Source organism: Ancylobacter sp. WKF20 (assembly GCF_029760895.1).
In the GTDB taxonomy this organism is placed as follows: domain Bacteria; phylum Pseudomonadota; class Alphaproteobacteria; order Rhizobiales; family Xanthobacteraceae; genus Ancylobacter.
Genome location: NZ_CP121679.1, coordinates 1,250,762 through 1,266,500 on the forward strand (window position 1 = coordinate 1,250,762; position 15,739 = coordinate 1,266,500).

At 67.4% G+C, this 15,739-nt stretch carries 13 protein-coding genes; 9 read left to right on the forward strand and 4 right to left on the reverse strand.

All coding sequences use genetic code 11. From position 1 onward, the window contains the following. Nucleotides 1-57 precede the first annotated feature (57 nt). Both AncyloWKF20_RS05735 and mfd read left to right on the forward strand, forming a co-directional pair. On the forward strand, nt 58-354 hold the full coding sequence (locus AncyloWKF20_RS05735; protein ID WP_279316939.1) for a succinate dehydrogenase assembly factor 2: 297 nt from the start codon (nt 58-60) through the stop codon (nt 352-354). After that, entirely contained in the window at nt 351-3,875 is a 3,525-nt protein-coding gene (gene mfd / locus AncyloWKF20_RS05740; protein ID WP_279316940.1) for a transcription-repair coupling factor, read from the forward strand. The genes AncyloWKF20_RS05735 and mfd overlap by 4 nt, the downstream gene beginning before the upstream one ends. 39 nt (nt 3,876-3,914) lie before the next feature. On the opposite strand, the gene AncyloWKF20_RS05745 is transcribed toward mfd, so the two are convergent. Both AncyloWKF20_RS05745 and AncyloWKF20_RS05750 read right to left on the reverse strand, forming a co-directional pair. Next, the gene (locus AncyloWKF20_RS05745) at nt 3,915-4,262 is read right to left on the reverse strand and encodes a hypothetical protein (protein WP_279316941.1); all 348 of its coding nucleotides are present in this window, start codon (nt 4,260-4,262) and stop codon (nt 3,915-3,917) included. A gap of 169 nt (nt 4,263-4,431) precedes the next feature. Then, nucleotides 4,432-6,132 carry an extracellular solute-binding protein gene (locus AncyloWKF20_RS05750; RefSeq protein WP_279317893.1) on the reverse strand — a complete coding sequence of 567 codons (1,701 nt, stop codon included), beginning with the start codon at nt 6,130-6,132 and terminating at the stop codon, nt 4,432-4,434. A 313-nt stretch (nt 6,133-6,445) separates the two neighbouring features. Here AncyloWKF20_RS05750 and AncyloWKF20_RS05755 point away from each other — a divergent pair, with 313 nt between their 5' ends. Beyond that, nucleotides 6,446-7,210 carry an invasion associated locus B family protein gene (locus AncyloWKF20_RS05755; RefSeq protein WP_279316942.1) on the forward strand — a complete coding sequence of 255 codons (765 nt, stop codon included), beginning with the start codon at nt 6,446-6,448 and terminating at the stop codon, nt 7,208-7,210. Nucleotides 7,211-7,297: 87 nt separating this feature from the next. On the opposite strand, the gene hspQ is transcribed toward AncyloWKF20_RS05755, so the two are convergent. After that, the gene (gene hspQ, locus AncyloWKF20_RS05760) at nt 7,298-7,633 is read right to left on the reverse strand and encodes a heat shock protein HspQ (protein WP_267582393.1); all 336 of its coding nucleotides are present in this window, start codon (nt 7,631-7,633) and stop codon (nt 7,298-7,300) included. A 156-nt stretch (nt 7,634-7,789) separates the two neighbouring features. Between hspQ and AncyloWKF20_RS05765 the strand changes: the two genes are divergently transcribed. After that, nucleotides 7,790-8,749: an AEC family transporter gene (locus AncyloWKF20_RS05765; RefSeq protein ID WP_279316943.1), complete on the forward strand. Its 960-nt coding sequence runs from the start codon at nt 7,790-7,792 to the stop codon at nt 8,747-8,749. Between the two features lie 2 nt (nt 8,750-8,751). On the opposite strand, the gene AncyloWKF20_RS05770 is transcribed toward AncyloWKF20_RS05765, so the two are convergent. Beyond that, nucleotides 8,752-9,963, reverse strand: a complete 1,212-nt coding sequence (locus AncyloWKF20_RS05770) for a UbiH/UbiF family hydroxylase (protein WP_279316944.1) — start codon at nt 9,961-9,963, stop codon at nt 8,752-8,754. 177 nt (nt 9,964-10,140) lie between these two features. On the opposite strand from AncyloWKF20_RS05770, the gene AncyloWKF20_RS05775 reads away from it, so the two are divergent. The 5 genes from AncyloWKF20_RS05775 to AncyloWKF20_RS05795 all read left to right on the forward strand — a co-directional run bounded on the left by AncyloWKF20_RS05775 (nt 10,141) and on the right by AncyloWKF20_RS05795 (nt 15,645). Next, nucleotides 10,141-10,902: a CDP-alcohol phosphatidyltransferase family protein gene (locus AncyloWKF20_RS05775; protein WP_279316945.1), complete on the forward strand. Its 762-nt coding sequence runs from the start codon at nt 10,141-10,143 to the stop codon at nt 10,900-10,902. A 46-nt stretch (nt 10,903-10,948) separates the two neighbouring features. Beyond that, nucleotides 10,949-11,926 (forward strand): quinone oxidoreductase, encoded by a 978-nt coding sequence (locus tag AncyloWKF20_RS05780; protein WP_279316946.1) that lies wholly within the window; start codon nt 10,949-10,951, stop codon nt 11,924-11,926. Nucleotides 11,927-12,109: 183 nt separating this feature from the next. After that, the gene (locus AncyloWKF20_RS05785; protein ID WP_279316947.1) at nt 12,110-13,663 is read left to right on the forward strand and encodes an ABC transporter ATP-binding protein; all 1,554 of its coding nucleotides are present in this window, start codon (nt 12,110-12,112) and stop codon (nt 13,661-13,663) included. Beyond that, a complete protein-coding gene (locus AncyloWKF20_RS05790) occupies nt 13,653-14,729 on the forward strand; it encodes an ABC transporter permease (protein WP_279316948.1) in 1,077 nt (358 codons plus the stop codon). The genes AncyloWKF20_RS05785 and AncyloWKF20_RS05790 overlap by 11 nt, the downstream gene beginning before the upstream one ends. Beyond that, nucleotides 14,722-15,645 (forward strand): ABC transporter permease, encoded by a 924-nt coding sequence (locus AncyloWKF20_RS05795; RefSeq protein ID WP_279316949.1) that lies wholly within the window; start codon nt 14,722-14,724, stop codon nt 15,643-15,645. The genes AncyloWKF20_RS05790 and AncyloWKF20_RS05795 overlap by 8 nt, the downstream gene beginning before the upstream one ends. Nucleotides 15,646-15,739: the final 94 nt, after the last annotated feature.

Genomic DNA, 15,739 nt, shown 5'->3' on the forward strand with positions numbered 1-15,739 from the left:
AGACACCGCCTTCCGCGGCTGCGCCCTCGGACAGAAGCCTCTGGAGCAATCGCCCCCATGACCGGAACCACCCGTTCGAGCGCCGGCCTCGATGCCTGCCGTCGCCGCATCCTCTACCGTTCCTGGCATCGCGGCACGCGCGAGATGGACCTGCTCATGGGCCGCTTCGCCGACGCCATGATCGGCGTGATGAGCGAGGAGGAGGTCGCAGCCTTCGAAGAACTGATCGAGGTCGAGGATCCCGACCTCTTCGGCTGGATCAACTCCGGCGTGCCGGACCCGGCCTATGACACCCCCATCTTCCACCGCTTCCGGCAGTTTCACCTGTCGGGTGAGGGCGTTCCCAGCCTATGAAGACCCCGCTTCGCTCGCCGCTTGCCACGCTCAGTTCCCAGCTCGCGCCGGGAAAGACGCTGACCCTCGCCAATGTGCCGAACGGCATGGAGGGGCTGGTCGTCGCCGATCTCGCCCGCGCGCTCGCCGCGCAGGAGGAGGCGCCGTGGCCGACACTTCTGGTGATCTGCCGCGACACGGAGCGCATGGCGGAGCTGGAGCGGGCGCTCGGCTTCTTCGCGCCGGGCATCGAAGTGCTGCCCTTCCCGGCCTGGGACTGCCTGCCCTATGACCGCGCCTCGCCCAACGGCGCGATCATCGCGCGGCGCATGACCACGCTCGCGCGTCTTGCGCGGGTGAAGGGACGCGAAGCCGGCACCATCGTCCTCACCACGGTCAACGCCGCGCTCCAGCGCGTGCCGAAGCGCGCCCTGGTGGCGACGCAGTCCTTCTCGGCGGCGCCGGGCAATGCGCTGTCGATGGACGATGTGGTCGGCTGGGCCGAGGTGAACGGCTTCCTGCGCACCTCCACTGTGCGCGACACCGGCGAGTATGCGGTGCGTGGCGGCATCGTCGATCTCTACCCGCCGGGCCTGCCGGCGCCGGTGCGGCTCGACTTCTTCGGCGACACGCTGGAGTCGATCCGCTCCTTTGATCCGGAGACTCAGCGCACGGCGATGCAATTGCGCTCGCTCGATCTCGTGCCGATGAGCGAGCTTCAGCTCACCACGGAGACGATGAAGCGTTTCCGCATGGCCTATGTGCAGCAGTTCGGCGCCGCCCAGCGTGGCGACCAGCTCTATGAGCACATCAGCGAAGGCCGGCGTTACGCAGGAATGGAGCACTGGCTGCCGCTGTTCCATGACGGGCTCGACACGCTGTTCGACTACGCGCCCGACGCGCCGATCGTGATGGAAGCGCAGGGCGGGGAGGCAGCCGCCTCGCGGCTCGACCAGATCGCCGATTATTACGACGCCCGCCGCCACGGCATGGAGCATAGCACCGGCACACCCTACAAGCCGCTGCCGCCGGATCGGCTCTACCTCACCGCCACCGAATGGGAGCAGCGTAACGCCGTCGCGTCCAAGGTCGCGCTGTCCGCCTTCGCGCTGCCGCCGGCCAAGAACGTGCTCGACCTTGACGGCCACCCCGTGCGGTCCTTTGCCGCCGAGCGCGCCGACCCAGAGGCGCAGCTTTTCGACGTCGCTGTCAATTATCTGCGCGAGCAGGCCAAGACGAAGCGCACCATCCTCGCCGCCTGGTCGGACGGCTCGCGCGACCGGCTGGCCACCGTGCTGGCCGATCATGGGCTCAAGGGCACCCAGACCGTCGGCACGCGCGATGCCGCCGAGGCGCTGCCCAAGGGCACGATCGGTCTCGCCGTCCTCGGCATCGAGAGCGGCTTCGAGACCGACCAACTCGTGGTGATCGGCGAGCAGGACATTCTCGGCGACCGGCTCGTGCGCCCCAAGCGCAAGGCGCGCCGCGCGCAGGACATCATCGCCGAGCTGACCTCGCTCACCGCCGGCGACCTCGTGGTGCATGTCGATCACGGCATTGGTCGCTTCATCGGGCTGAAGACCATCGAGGCCATGGGCGCGCCCCATGACTGCCTCGAAATCCACTATGCGGAGGGCTCCAAGCTCTTCCTGCCGGTGGAGAATCTCGAACTCCTCTCGCGCTACGGCTCGGAGGACACCGAGGCGCAGCTCGACCGGCTGGGTGGCGGGGGCTGGCAGGCGCGCAAGGCGCGGATGAAAAGCCGCATCCGCGAGATGGCGGCCGAGCTCATCAAGATCGCCGCGCAGCGCCAGCTCCACGAAGCGCCGCGCCTCGTGCCGGCGGCGGGCATCTATGACGAGTTCCGCGCCCGCTTCCCCTATGAGGAGACCGAGGATCAGGAAGCCGCCATCGACGCGGTGTTCGACGATCTCGGCTCCGGCCATCCGATGGACCGGCTGGTCTGCGGCGATGTCGGCTTCGGCAAGACCGAGGTGGCGTTGCGCGCCGCCTTTGCCGTCGCGCTGAACGGCAAGCAAGTCGCCGTCGTGGTCCCGACCACGCTGCTGGCGCGCCAGCATTTCAAGACCTTCTCCGAGCGCTTCAAGGGCCTGCCCATCGTGGTGCGTCAGGCCTCGCGCCTCGTCACCGGCAAGGAGATGAGCGAGACCAAGAAGGGGCTGGCGGACGGCACGGTCGACATCGTCGTCGGTACCCACGCGCTGCTCGGCAAGGCGATCAGCTTCAAGGATCTCGGCCTCGTCATCATCGACGAGGAGCAGCATTTCGGCGTCGGCCATAAGGAGAAGATGAAGCAGCTCCGCGCCGAGGTGCATGTGCTGACGCTCACCGCGACGCCGATCCCGCGCACGCTTCAGCTGGCCATGACCGGGGTGCGCGAGCTCTCCATCATCGCCTCGCCGCCGGTGGACCGGCTCGCGGTGCGCAGCTTCGTCACGCCGTTCGATCCGCTGATCGTGCGCGAGGCCCTGCTGCGCGAGCGCTATCGTGGCGGCCAGAGCTTCTATGTCTGCCCGCGCATCGAGGATCTCGGCGAGGTGAAGGACTTCCTCGACAAGAGCGTGCCGGAGGTGCGTGTCGCCGTCGCCCATGGCCAGATGGCGGCGACGCAGCTCGAGGAGATCATGTCCGCCTTCTATGACGGGCAGTTCGACGTGCTGCTCTCCACCACCATCGTGGAATCCGGGCTGGATATTCCGACCGCCAACACCCTCATCATCCACCGCGCGGACATGTTCGGCCTCGCCCAGCTCTACCAGCTGCGCGGGCGCGTCGGCCGCTCGAAGACGCGCGCCTATGCCATCTTTACGCTGCCGACGGAGAAGGCGCTGACGACGCAAGCGGAACGCCGCCTCAAGGTGCTGCAGTCGCTCGATACGCTGGGCGCCGGCTTCCAGCTCGCCAGCCACGACCTCGACATTCGCGGCGCCGGCAACCTCTTGGGCGACGAGCAGTCCGGCCATATCAAGGAGGTCGGTTACGAGCTCTATCAGGAGATGCTGGAGGAGGCGATCGCCAACCTCAAGGCCGGCATCACCGCGCCGACAGCCGACAAATGGTCGCCGCAGATCTCCATCGGCACGCCGGTCCTCATCCCCGAGGATTATGTGGCGGATCTGCATGTGCGCCTGTCGCTGTACCGGCGGCTCGCGGATATGGAGACCGATCAGGAGATCGAGGCGATGGGCGCCGAGCTGGTGGACCGCTTCGGGTCGCTACCCGAGGAGGTCGAGCAACTGCTCAAGCTCGTCAGCATCAAGGCGTTCTGCCGCCGCGCCAATGTGGAGAAGGTCGATGCCGGCCCGCGCGGGGCGGTGCTCACCTTCCGGGACGGGCGCTTCCCGAACCCGGCCGGCTTCATCACCTATGTCGGCAAGCCGCACGTGGTCGCGAAGATGCGGCCGGACGGCAAGGTGGTGTTCTCGGAGGATTGGCCGAACGCCAATGCGCGCCTCAAGGGCACGGCCGGCATTCTGAAAGAACTGGCGAAGATTGCCGAGCAAGGGGCCAAGGCGGCCTGAGGCCGCCCGCCACGTGTTGGCCGATCAAACCCGCAGCCGTCAGAAAGGCGTGCCGGAAATCGGCCCGTCATAGGCGCCGTCGCTGTCGGGGAGCACGTCGGCGTCGACATCCGAGCCCGGACCGGCGAAGTCCGGCGAATTGCCGCCGGCCTGGTTCATGTAATCCTGGCTGTGGTCGGCGCCGGGCTTGTCGGGCAGCGGGCCGTAGTCGAGATAGTTCGGGTTGTTGAGCGGCTTGATCTTGATCTCGAGATTGACCGGGTCGTTGCTCCCCGCATTCGGCTGGGGATGCACGGTGATCGACGACTGGGCGCCGGCGGGAACCGCACTGAGAGCGGACAGGGCCAGAGCCAGGCCGCCAGCCGCCAGACCAAGGGCGTAACGCATCGAGAGAACTCCGAGATCAGCTTAGCCGCATCGCCCCGCGGGGCATCCCGGCACCACCGGGGCCAGGTCCGCAGGGTCGGACGACCCGCCCCTAAGGAACCTTTTCTCGGCGGACTGTCCAGCGCTTGTTTGCAACAACGTCAACGAAACCGGCGCAGCTTGTATCGCGTCAGCGGCCGGGTTCGCGCCACCAGCTCTCGGCCAGCGTGCCCGCGAGCGCCACGCGTTCCGGCCGCTGGATCGCCGTCCAGCGCGCCACCCACTGGCCCGGCGTGTAGAACAGCGGCACTGAAAAGCGGGCGGAGATCAGCACACGATCCAGCGCCCGCACGGCGGAGATGAAGTCCGGCCGCGCGCGGGCGGCGAGCAGCGCCTCGATCATCGCGTCCGCCGCCGGGCTCTTCAGCCCCATGAAGTTGCGCGTACCCGGCACATCGGCCGCCGCCGAGCCGAAATAGAACGCCTGCTCATTGCCGGGCGAGAGCGACTGGTCCCAGATATAGGGCACCATGTCGTAGTCATAGGTCTGCTTGCGGGCCTCGAACTGCACATTGTCGACGAGGCGGATGTTCAGCGTCACTCCCGCGCGCTTCAGCATGTTCTGGTAGGCGAGGGCGAGACGCTCCTGGTCCTTGGTGCCGACCAGCAGCTCCGGCGCGAAGGCCCGGCCGTCCGTGGCGGTCAGCTTGCCGCCCTTCAGCTCCCAGCCGGCGCTGGCGAACAGCTCCAGCGCGCGCTTGAGACGGGCCCGGTCGCGGCCTGAGCCATCCGATGTCGGTGGCTGCCACGTGCCGTCCATCACAGTGGGCAGCACGGCGTCGGGGTAGCGGGAGAGCAGCTCCCGCTCGCGCGCGTCCGCCGGGCGCCCGCGCGCCGAGAGCTCCGAGCCGTCATAGAAGCTGCCGTTGCGCCGGTAGACGCCGAAATAGAGATTGGCGTTCGCCCACTCGAAATCGAACAGCTCGACCATCGCTTCACGCACCCGCGCATCCGCGAAGAGCGGGCGGCGCATGTTGAAGATCAGCGCCGAATAGGGCTTCGGCATGCCCGTTTCGATCTCCTCCTGCACGATGCGCCCGTCGCGCACGGCGGGAATGTCATAGCCGGTCTTCCAGCGGCCGGGATCGGTCTCGAAGCGTATGTCGGAGAGCCCGCGCTTGAACGCCTCGAACTGGCTGTTCACGTCGCGGTAGAAATCGTAGCGCAGCGTGTCGACATTGTAATTGCCGCGGTTCACCGGCAGGTCGCGGCCCCAATAGTCCTCGCGCCGGGTGAGGATCACGCTTTCGCCGGGGCGAACCTGCGCCACCGTGTAAGGTCCGCTGCCCAGCGGCGCGGTGAAGCTGGTCTGGTCGAAGGTCGCCTCGTCCGCGGCATGGCGCGCCAGAACCGGCATGAGCGCCATGATCAGCGGCAGCTCGCGGTCCACGGCCCCGAAGGTGAAGCGAATGGCGAGCGGGCCAGTGACTTCCGCCTTCGATACCTTGCCGTAGAAGGTCCGGTGGTTCGGCCGGCCCTTCACGCGCAACAGGTTGAACGAGAACAGCACGTCGTCCGCGGTTACCGGCGCCCCGTCGGAAAAGCGGGCGCGCGGGTCGATCTCGAAGGCGACGTAGCTGCGGGCCTCGTCGGTCTCCACGCTGCGGGCGAGCAGTCCGTAGCAGGTGAAGGCCTCGTCCGGCGAGCGGGCCATCAGGCTCTCGACGATGTTCCAGCGGATGAAGGGCGGTGCCGTGCCGCGCACGATGAAGGGATTGAGGCTGTCGAAACTGCCCACGGCCCCCTGCGTCAGCCGCCCACCTTTGGGGGCGTCAGGGTTGACGCTGGTGTAATGGGCGAAGCCGTCCGGATAGGCCGGTTCGCCATGCATGGCGATGCCATGACGGCCCATGGGAGCCGGGTTCTGCGCTTGCGCGGGGGACAAGCGCGCGCAGAGGAGGCCGTTACCGACAACTACGGCATTGCGCAGGAACGCGCGGCGGGCGATATCGGTCACGCTTCCGTTCCCTGGCCACAGATTCGACTCGCGCTCACACGAGAATGTCTAGCACGATCCACGACATTCAACTGCCAGAGGGTCACTCTGTCGCCTCAATTGGGCTTGAGACAGCCCACGTTCCCGAGATGGCGCAGAGGCGTCCGACAACCGCATGTCACCGCGGGCCGAACGACAGGAATTCGATATGATCAACCGCTCGACTCTCGCGCGCCAGGTCGCCGGCGCCGCCATGGTGCTGGCGCTGACCAGCACCGCCTTTGCGCAGACCCAGCCCGCCAAGCCTGCCCAGAAGCCCGCTGCGGCCCCCGCCGCGCAGCCGCAGCAGGCGGCTCCGGCCCAGCCCCAGCAGGGCCAGCAGGCGCAGATCCCCGCGATCCCGATTCCGTGGGTCAAGCGCTGCGGTGATGATCCGAACCTCAAGAAGCAGGTCTGCACGCTGGAGCAGACCATCATCAGCGACACCGGCCCGGTGCTGGTGCGCTTCGGCCTGCTCGACATCAAGGATGACCCGCGCAAGGCGTTCTTCGTGATGTTCCCGACCCAGATGGGCGTTCTGCTGCGCAACGGCTTCCGCGTTGCGCTGGCCAATGAGCAGCCGGTTCTGGGCACCTTCGTCATGTGCGACCCGCAGTCCTGCCGCGGCGACATCCAGATCGACCAGGCCTTCATCGACCGCATGAAGAAGGCTCCGGGCCTCACCATCAGCGTCGCCAACGCGGTTGGCCGCGTGATCTCCTACCCGATCGGCCTCGGCGATTTCGCCAAGGTCTATGACGGCCCGGAGACGGACCAGAAGGTGTTTGAGGACCAGGTCAAGAAGATCCAGGATCAGGTCAAGGCCCGTCAGGACGCGATCAAGGCCGAGGCTGACGCCCGCGAGCAGCAGACCAAGGCGGGTCTGGAGAAGCTCGGTGCCGAGAAGCTGAAGAACGGCCAGCCGGCGCAGTGAGCTCCGGCACATCTCATTGACGAACGCCCGGCTTCGGCCGGGCGTTTTCGTTTTCAGCCCTTGCCGCGCTGAAGCTACGTAAACGGGCTACTGGAGCCGTTCGCTGCGCACCCGCCAGCCGCCATCGCCATCAGCGGCCAGCATCTCGCGCACCTGCGGGTGGCGCACCGGCTCGCCGGACGTGTCGAGCTCCAGATTCTGCTCGGAGACGTAGGCCACGTATTCGGTCTCCGCGTTCTCCGCCAGCAGGTGGTAGAAGGGCTGATCCTTGGTCGAGGGGCGGATGTTCTCGGGGATCGAATCCCACCATTCGTCGGTGTTGGTGAATTCGGGATCGACGTCGAAGACCACGCCGCGGAACGGGTAATGCCGGTGGCGCACGATCTGCCCGATCCGGTACTTGGCGTTGCGCTCCTTCATCATCCGTCCATCCTCTCCCGCGACGCCCGAGGCCGTCCCGTCCTTTGTCCCGTCCTTGGGGGGAGCGACGCAACCGCGACGCCATCTGCCACCGGCAGCACGGCTTTCCGCCCCGAAAGACCGATTGACCGACCCCTGGCGAGCCGGTAGCCAACGCCAATGGCCGAGGTTCTAGCGTTAGCACTTCCGTTTTTCGGCGTCATCTTCCTCGGGCTGGGATGCGGCCGGCTCGCGCGCATCCCCGAAAGCGGCCTCGCCTGGCTGAGCTTCTTCATCATCTATGTGGCATTGCCGGCGCTGTTCTTCTCGCTGGTGGCGCGTACCCCGTTCCATGAATTGACCAACGGCGCCTTCATCGCCACCACGACCCTGTCGACGGCGGCTTGCTTCGGCCTGTCGCTGCTGGTTGGCCTGTGGCTGCGCCGCGGCAACCTGCCGGAAGCGACCATTGCGGCGATTCTCGGCTCCTATTCCAATGTCGGCTATATGGGCCCGGGCCTGACGCTGGGCGCGCTCGGCATGGGCGCCTCGGTGCCGACGGCGCTGATTTTCGTCTTCGACAGCCTGTTCTTCTTCACCATCGTGCCAATCCTGATGGCGGTCGGCGGGCGCGACAAACGGCCCTTGTCGGCGACGCTGCTCTTGGTCGTCCGCCGTGTGGTGACGCACCCGTTCAACGTCGCGACCTTCCTCGGCGTCTTCGCCGCCTATATCGAGTTCCACCCGCCCGCTGCCATCGAGAAGACGCTGGAATTCCTGCGCAACGCCGCAGCGCCCTGCGCGCTGTTCACCCTCGGCGTATCCGTCGCGCTACGACCGATGAACCGGGTGCAGAGCGAGGTGCCGGCGCTGCTGGCGATCAAGCTGGTGGTCCACCCGGCTTTGGTCTGGCTGGTGCTCACCACGGTCGGAGGCTTCGACCCGGTGTGGATCGCCACGGCCGTGCTGATGGCGAGCCTGCCGCCCGCGCTCAACGCCTTCATCATGGCGAAGCAGTACGAGACCTATGTGCAGGGCGCGTCCGGCGGCGTGCTGATCGGCACGGTTGTGTCCGTGCTCACCGTCACGCTCATGCTCTACGCCCTGCAGCACGACATGCTGCCGCACGGCCTGCGCTGAGTTCAGGCCACCTTGCCGGTGAGAAGGGCCGGCACGTCGCGGGTCGGGCCGACACCCTCGCGCATCACCGCCCGCCGCAGCATCGGCGTCTTGTCGAGCAGCCAGAGGCCGAGGCCACGCACCCCTGCCATGGGCAGGAAGCCACTGAGCAGCGAGCGGTTGAGCAGGTCCACCGCGAAGGTCCGGCTTTCCACATCCGCCCGGCGCCGGCGCTCATAGGCCTCACTCACCGCCGCACCGCCGACATCCCCGCCCGCGCGAGACACATCGTCCACCAGTTCGGCCAGCGTCGCGGCGTCGCGAATACCGAGATTGAGGCCCTGCGCGCCGATCGGCGGAATGATATGCGCGGCCTCGCCGATCAGCGCAATGCGGCCCTTGGCGAAAAGCGTGGCGGTACGGGCGCTGAGCGGAAAGCTGCCGCGCGGCGAATCGAGCCGCATCGACCCAAGGATGGAACGCGCCTTCCGCTCCATGACACGGCTGAACGCGTCCTCGTCCAGCGCCATCAGCGTCTCCGCCTCGCGGGGCGAAACCACGCAAACGATGCTGCTGCGCTGGCCGGGCAGGGGGACGAGGGTGAACGGCCCGGTCTCGGTGTGGAACTCGGTGGAGATGTCGCCATGCGGTCGCCCATGCGCCAGCGTCGCGGTCACCGCCACCTGCGGGTAGTCGCGCGTGCGCACATCGATGCCCGCCGCCCGGCGGCAGGGCGACTGCCGCCCGTCCGCCGCCGCAACCAGTGCGACATCCAGCGCGTCGCCGGTGTCCAGGGTAAGACGCACGTGATCACCCTGATCGGCCGCATCGGTCACACTGGCGCGCAAGCGCCGAATGCGCGGGGCGCCGGCAACCGCTTCTTCCAATGCGGCCAGCAGCGCCTCGTTCTCGACATTCCAGGCAAAGGCCTCAAGGCCCAGTTCGCCAGCGCGGAAATCGACCTGCGGCGCGCGCAGCAGCCGCGTCGTGCCGTCGAGAACGCGCATGATGCGCAGCGGCGCGGCCTGCGGCCCGAGGCGCTCCCACACACCGAGCGCCTTCAGCGCGTTCACCGAGCCATCCATCAGCGCCGTGGTGCGCGGATCGACGCTGCGCGCGGGGGCGATAAGCGTCACGTCGAGGTCGCTGGAAGCGAGCGCCAGAGCCGCCACGAGGCCGCTTGCGCCGCCACCGACCACCGCGATATGCCGTTCGGTACCGGGCTTGGCTGACATCTCGATCTCCCTTGTCGTCTGCGGGACTATAAGCTCGCGCCGGAGTGTGGGATAAGCAGGACCACTCCACCTGACAATGCGTGCTAATGCGCGCACATGTTATAGGCGTGGAAGTGGTCGGCGGATCGTGCAGTCACGTATGAAAAATGCGCCGGTTGGGTCGCAGGAGGAAAAGCAGTGGCGATTTCATCAAAGTCGCTGGCTGACAAGCTGATGATAGAGCGTCCCAAGCGTCGCCAGACGCTCGCCTTCGCCGTTCACCTGTTCACCGCCTCCGGCGCCGTCTGCGGCTTGCTCGCGCTGATCGCGGCGGTCGAGGGACACTGGTCGATCATGTTCGCCTGGCTTGGCGCCGCCCTGTTCGTCGATGGCATCGACGGCACGATGGCCCGCCGCGCGCGGGTGTGGGAGGTGCTGCCGCGCTGGTCGGGCGAAACGCTCGATCTGGTGGTGGACTATCTCACCTATGTGCTGGTGCCGGCCTTCGCCGTCGCCATGGGCGGGCTGATGCCGGCCTGGCTTGCCGTGCCCGCAAGCGCCGCGATTCTGCTGACCAGCGCGCTGTATTTCGCCGACACCGAGATGAAGACCGACGACCTGTATTTCCAGGGCTTCCCGGCCGTTTGGAACCTCGTCGTGTTCTACTTCTTCCTGGTGCCGATGAATGCCTGGCTGATCGCCGCCATCATCGCGCTGCTGTCGGTCGCGACCTTCCTGCCGATCAAGTTCGTGCACCCCTTCCGCGTGGTGCGGCTGCGCCTGCTCACCATCGGCCTGCTCGCCCTCTGGGCCGTGCTCGCCGTGGTCGCTGTGGTGGAAGGGCTGAACCCGCCGGGCTGGGTGGTGCTCGGACTGTGCGCCTGTGCGCTGTACTTCCTGGTCTTCGGGCTGATTCCGTTCCGCCGCCGCGCGGCCGAGGACAGCGCCAGCGGCCTCTGAACTGGCGCGTGCGCCGAAGTGATCCAATCAAAGCGTGGGAGTTGTCATGGCCTGGGCGGTACGTGTCCATGAAGTCGGTGGCCCTGAGGTTCTGTCCTATGAGGAGATCACCATCGGCTCGCCCGGTCCCGGCGAGGTACGCCTGCGCCACACCGCCATCGGGCTGAACTTCATCGACACCTATTTCCGCAGCGGTCTCTATCCGCCGCCGCAGGGCTTCCCCTTCATCCCCGGCAATGAAGCGGCCGGCGTGGTGGTCGAGGTCGGCGAGGGCGTAAGCGAGTTCAAGCCGGGCGATCGCGTGGCCTATGGTTCCTCGCTCGGCGCCTATTGCAGCGAGCGCGTCATGCCCGTCGCTCCGTTGCTCAAGCTGCCCGCCAACATTCCCGACGAGACCGCAGCCGCGATGATGCTGAAGGGCATGACCGCGCGCTATCTGCTGCGCCAGACGTTCCCGGTGAAGGCTGGCGACACCGTTCTGGTTCAGGCGGCCGCCGGCGGCGTCGGCCTCATTCTGTGCCAGTGGGCAACGCATCTTGGCGCCACCGTCATCGGCACGGTCGGCTCGGCCGAAAAGGCAGAACTCGCCCGCGCCAACGGCGCCGCCTATGTTATCAACTACCGCGAGGAAGACTTCGTCGCGCGGGTGAAGGACATCACCGAGGGCGCGCTCTGCGACGTGGTCTATGACGGCGTCGGACAGGCCACCTATCCGGCCTCGCTCGACTGCCTGCGTCCGCGCGGCATGTTCGTGAGCTTCGGCAATGCCTCGGGCGCGATCCAGAATTTCAGCCTGCTGGCCCTGTCGCAGAAGGGCTCGCTCTACGCGACCCGTCCCACTCTGTTCACTCATGTCGCAACGCGCGACGCGTTGCTCGCCAATGCGGCCGACCTGTTCGAGGTGGTCGGCACCGGCGTGGTGAAGATCGCCATCGACCAGCGCTACAAGCTGGCGGATGTCGCCGAGGCGCATCGCGATCTCGAGGGGCGCCGCACCACGGGCTCGACCGTTCTGCTTCCGTGATCGGTTCGGAATTTGACGCAAAAGGCGTCAAATTTCGGACCGGATGGACCAGAGTTTAGGCTTGCTCCATCCTTGCGTCATGCCATGCTGCCGGACACAACCTCCGCACTCGGTCGAGCATGAATCGCAAGCCGCAGCCACAGCTTAGCTGCCCTCCCGCCGCGCGCGCCGGGGGCATCTCCCATGGCTGAGGCTGTCGCCGCCGCGCCGCTTCTGGAAGCGGTTGCTCTCACCAAGCGTTTCGGGGCGCTGGTCGCGAACGATCAGGTGAGCCTCGCCATACGCGGCGGCGAAACCCATGCGCTCCTGGGCGAGAACGGCGCCGGCAAGTCGACGCTGGTGAAGATGCTGTGTGGCCTGCTGCAGCCCGATTCCGGCGAACTGCTCTATGACGGCGCGCCGATCGTCTTTCCCGATCCGGCGAGTTCCCGCGCCAAGGGCGTCGGCGTCGTCTTCCAGCATTTCGCCCTGTTCGATGCGCTCACCGTCGTGGAGAACGTCGCGCTGGGCCTTGCCGGGCATGAGCCGCTGCCGGCGCTCGCCGCGCGGATCGACGCCTGCGTGCAGCGCTACGGCCTTGGCGTCGAGCCCTATCGCCGCGTCGGCGATCTTTCCGTCGGCGAACGTCAGCGGGTGGAAATCGTGCGTTGCCTGCTGGGCGATCCGCGCGTGCTCATTCTCGACGAGCCGACCTCGGTACTGACGCCTGACGAGTCCGAATCACTGTTCCGCACGGTCGACCTGCTCACGGGCGAGGGCCGGGCGGTGCTCTTCATCAGCCACAAGCTCGACGAGGTGCGCCGCCTCTGCCAGCGCGCCACGGTGCTGCGCGGCGGCAAGTTCATCGCTGAGGTCGATCCGGCGCAGGAGAGCGCGTCGAGCCTTGCCCGGCTGATGGTGGGCGCGGAAGTGCCCCGGACACCGCGCAACGTCACGCATGAGATGGGCGAGCCGCGCCTGCTGGTGCGCAACCTGAACGTTGCCGGCGACGGCTCGCGCGGTTCGGCACTGCGCGACATCAATCTGGAAATCCGTGCCGGCGAGATCGTCGGCATCGCCGGCGTGGCGGGCAACGGCCAGACCGCCCTGTTCGAGGCGCTGTCCGGGGAGCAACCGAACGCGGACGCCGAAGCCATCATCATCGATAAGGTGGCGGCCGGCGGGCTCGGCCCAACCGCCCGGCGCGCGCTCAAGGCGGGATTCGTGCCGGAAGAGCGGCTCGGCCACGCCGCCGCGCCGGATATGCGGCTCTCGGACAATGTGCTGCTGACCACCCATGGCGATGGCGCATTAGTGAGGCACGGCATTGTCCGCCGCAACGCCCTGTATGACCGCTTCCAGGAGATCGTCCGGCGCTTCGACGTGCGATTCGGCAGCAAGGATCCCAAGGCGCGGCGGCTCTCGGGCGGCAATCTGCAGAAATTCGTCATTGGCCGCGAGGTGCTGCGCGAACCCGTGCTCCTCGTCGTTGACCAGCCGACCTGGGGTGTTGACGCCGCGGCGGCGGCCTTCATCCGCACCACGCTGCGCGAGAAGGCGGCGGAAGGCTGCGCTGTGCTGGTGATCAGCCAGGATCTGGATGAGCTGCTGGAATTCACCGACCGCATCGCGGTGATGAGTGAGGGCCGGTTGACGGCACCCGTGCCGGTGGCGGAGACCTCGCGCGAGGCGATCGGCCTCGCCATGGGCGGTGCCCACGGGCATGAGCAGACCGGGGAGGGCACCCATGCCGCTTAGGCTGGAACGGCAGGAGCACATCTCCTCGCTGCGACTCGCCACGGTGCCGCTGATCGCCATCGCCGTGACGGTGGTGGTCGGCACCATCATGTTCGTCGCGCTTGGACATGATCCGATCCGCGCCTTCGGCATCTATTTCATCGAGCCGCTGACCGACCTGTGGACGCTGCAGGAGCTGGTGGTGAAGGCCTCGCCGCTGATGCTGATCGGCACCGGCCTCGCATTCTGTTACCGCGCCAACCGCTGGAACATCGGCGCGGAAGGGCAGTATGTCGCCGGCGCGGTGCTGGGCTCGTCGCTGGCGCTCGTCACCCATGGCACCGACGCCGGCCCGTGGGTTCTCCCGACCATGCTGGTACTGGGGGCGATTGGCGGGGCGCTGTGGGGGCTCATCCCCGCCTTCCTGCGCGTGCGCTTCGGCGCCAGCGAGATCCTCACCTCGCTGATGCTGGTCTATGTCGCCCAGCTCGGGTTGGATTATCTGGTGCGCGGACCGTGGCGTGACCCGCAGGGCTTCAACTTTCCACAGAGCGTGACCTTCGATGATGTGGCGATCATGCCGCTGCTGTTCGAGGAAGGGCGCCTGCATGGCGGCATCGCCATCGCGCTGGTCGTCATCGCGGTCGCAACCTTCGTGCTGGGCCGCACGCTGGTCGGCTACTCCATCGAGCTCGGCGGCTCCGCGCCGCGCGCGGCCGCCTTTGCCGGCTTCGATGAGAAGCGCGTGACCTATGGCGTCTTCGCGGTCTCGGGCGGGCTCGCGGGCCTTGCCGGCATCATCGAAGTGGCCGGCCCGATCGGCCAGCTTCAGCCGAGCATTTCGCCGGGCTACGGCTTCACCGCGATCATCGCGGCCATGCTGGGGCGGCTGCATCCGGTGCTTATCCTCATTTCCAGCCTGGTGCTGGCCCTGACCTATATTGGCGGCGAGGCGGCGCAGATCAGCATGCGCCTGCCCTTCGATGTCACCCGCGTGTTCCAGGGCACCTTGCTCATCGCGATTCTCGCGGCGGATGTTCTGGTGCGCTACAGCGTCCGACGGGTAGAGGGGGCCAAGCATGCTTGATGCGGCCATTCTCGGCGCGGTGCTGGCGAGCATCGTCGCCGCGGCAACGACGCTGCTGCTCGCGTCGCTGGGCGAACTCGTGGCCGAGCGCGCCGGAACACTCAATCTCGGCGTCGAGGGCATGATGATCGTCGGCGCGGCGGTTGGCTACGCGACCGCCTATGGCACGGGCAGCCTCATCCTCGGTACCGTCGCCGCCGTGGTCGCGGGCGCGCTGCTGTCGCTGGTCTTCGCCGGGCTTGCCGTCTGGCTCGCTGCCAACCAGGTCGCTTCGGGGTTGGCGACCACCATCCTCGGGCTCGGCATTGCCGGGTTGATCGGCGCTCCCTTCGTCGGCACGCGGCTCGACGGCGCGCCGCAGCTTCACATTCCCGTCCTTACCGAGCTGCCGGTGGTGGGCGAGATGCTCTTCGGGCAGGACGCCTTCGTCTATCTCTCCCTGCTGCTTCTGGCGCTGGTAACGTATGGCCTTGCCCGCACCCGCGCCGGTCTGGTGCTGCGGGCCGTCGGCGAGAACCCGGTGGCGGCCCATGCGCTCGGACACCCCGTGCGCAAGATCCGCACGCTGGCGATCATGTTTGGCGGCGCCTGCGCCGGGCTCGCCGGGGCGCATCTGTCGCTGGCCTACACGCCGTTCTGGGCTAGTGACATGACGGCCGGTCGGGGCTGGATCGCCCTTGCGCTGGTGGTGTTCTCGGCCTGGAAGCCGCTCTCGCTGCTCGCCGGCGCCTATCTGTTCGGCGCGGTCTCGATCTTGCAACTGCACGTTCAGGGCTTCGGCCTCGGCGTGCCCTCCCAGTTGCTGTCCTCGTTGCCCTATCTGGCGACAGTGGTGGCACTGGTTATCATCTCGGCGCTGAAGCGCGGGCAGGGGGCGCCGGCAGGATTGGGCGTGCCCTTCGTGCCGGATCGCTGATCCATCGTTTCGGGCCGTGGCGACGGCCCCCGGCATCGCGGTCGCGGCCGCGTGCTGCCGGACGTTATTTCGGCCGCGACATAATGGGAACGGA

Coding starts and splice junctions, on each gene's coding strand:
- AncyloWKF20_RS05735 (WP_279316939.1), top strand. CDS start 58: ATGACCGGAACCACCCGTTCGAGCGCCGGCCTCGATGCCTGCCGTCGC.
- mfd (WP_279316940.1), top strand. CDS start 351: ATGAAGACCCCGCTTCGCTCGCCGCTTGCCACGCTCAGTTCCCAGCTC.
- AncyloWKF20_RS05745 (WP_279316941.1), bottom strand. CDS start 4,262: ATGCGTTACGCCCTTGGTCTGGCGGCTGGCGGCCTGGCTCTGGCCCTG.
- AncyloWKF20_RS05750 (WP_279317893.1), bottom strand. CDS start 6,132: ATGCATGGCGAACCGGCCTATCCGGACGGCTTCGCCCATTACACCAGC.
- AncyloWKF20_RS05755 (WP_279316942.1), top strand. CDS start 6,446: ATGATCAACCGCTCGACTCTCGCGCGCCAGGTCGCCGGCGCCGCCATG.
- hspQ (WP_267582393.1), bottom strand. CDS start 7,633: ATGATGAAGGAGCGCAACGCCAAGTACCGGATCGGGCAGATCGTGCGC.
- AncyloWKF20_RS05765 (WP_279316943.1), top strand. CDS start 7,790: ATGGCCGAGGTTCTAGCGTTAGCACTTCCGTTTTTCGGCGTCATCTTC.
- AncyloWKF20_RS05770 (WP_279316944.1), bottom strand. CDS start 9,963: ATGTCAGCCAAGCCCGGTACCGAACGGCATATCGCGGTGGTCGGTGGC.
- AncyloWKF20_RS05780 (WP_279316946.1), top strand. CDS start 10,949: ATGGCCTGGGCGGTACGTGTCCATGAAGTCGGTGGCCCTGAGGTTCTG.
- AncyloWKF20_RS05785 (WP_279316947.1), top strand. CDS start 12,110: ATGGCTGAGGCTGTCGCCGCCGCGCCGCTTCTGGAAGCGGTTGCTCTC.
- AncyloWKF20_RS05790 (WP_279316948.1), top strand. CDS start 13,653: ATGCCGCTTAGGCTGGAACGGCAGGAGCACATCTCCTCGCTGCGACTC.
- AncyloWKF20_RS05795 (WP_279316949.1), top strand. CDS start 14,722: ATGCTTGATGCGGCCATTCTCGGCGCGGTGCTGGCGAGCATCGTCGCC.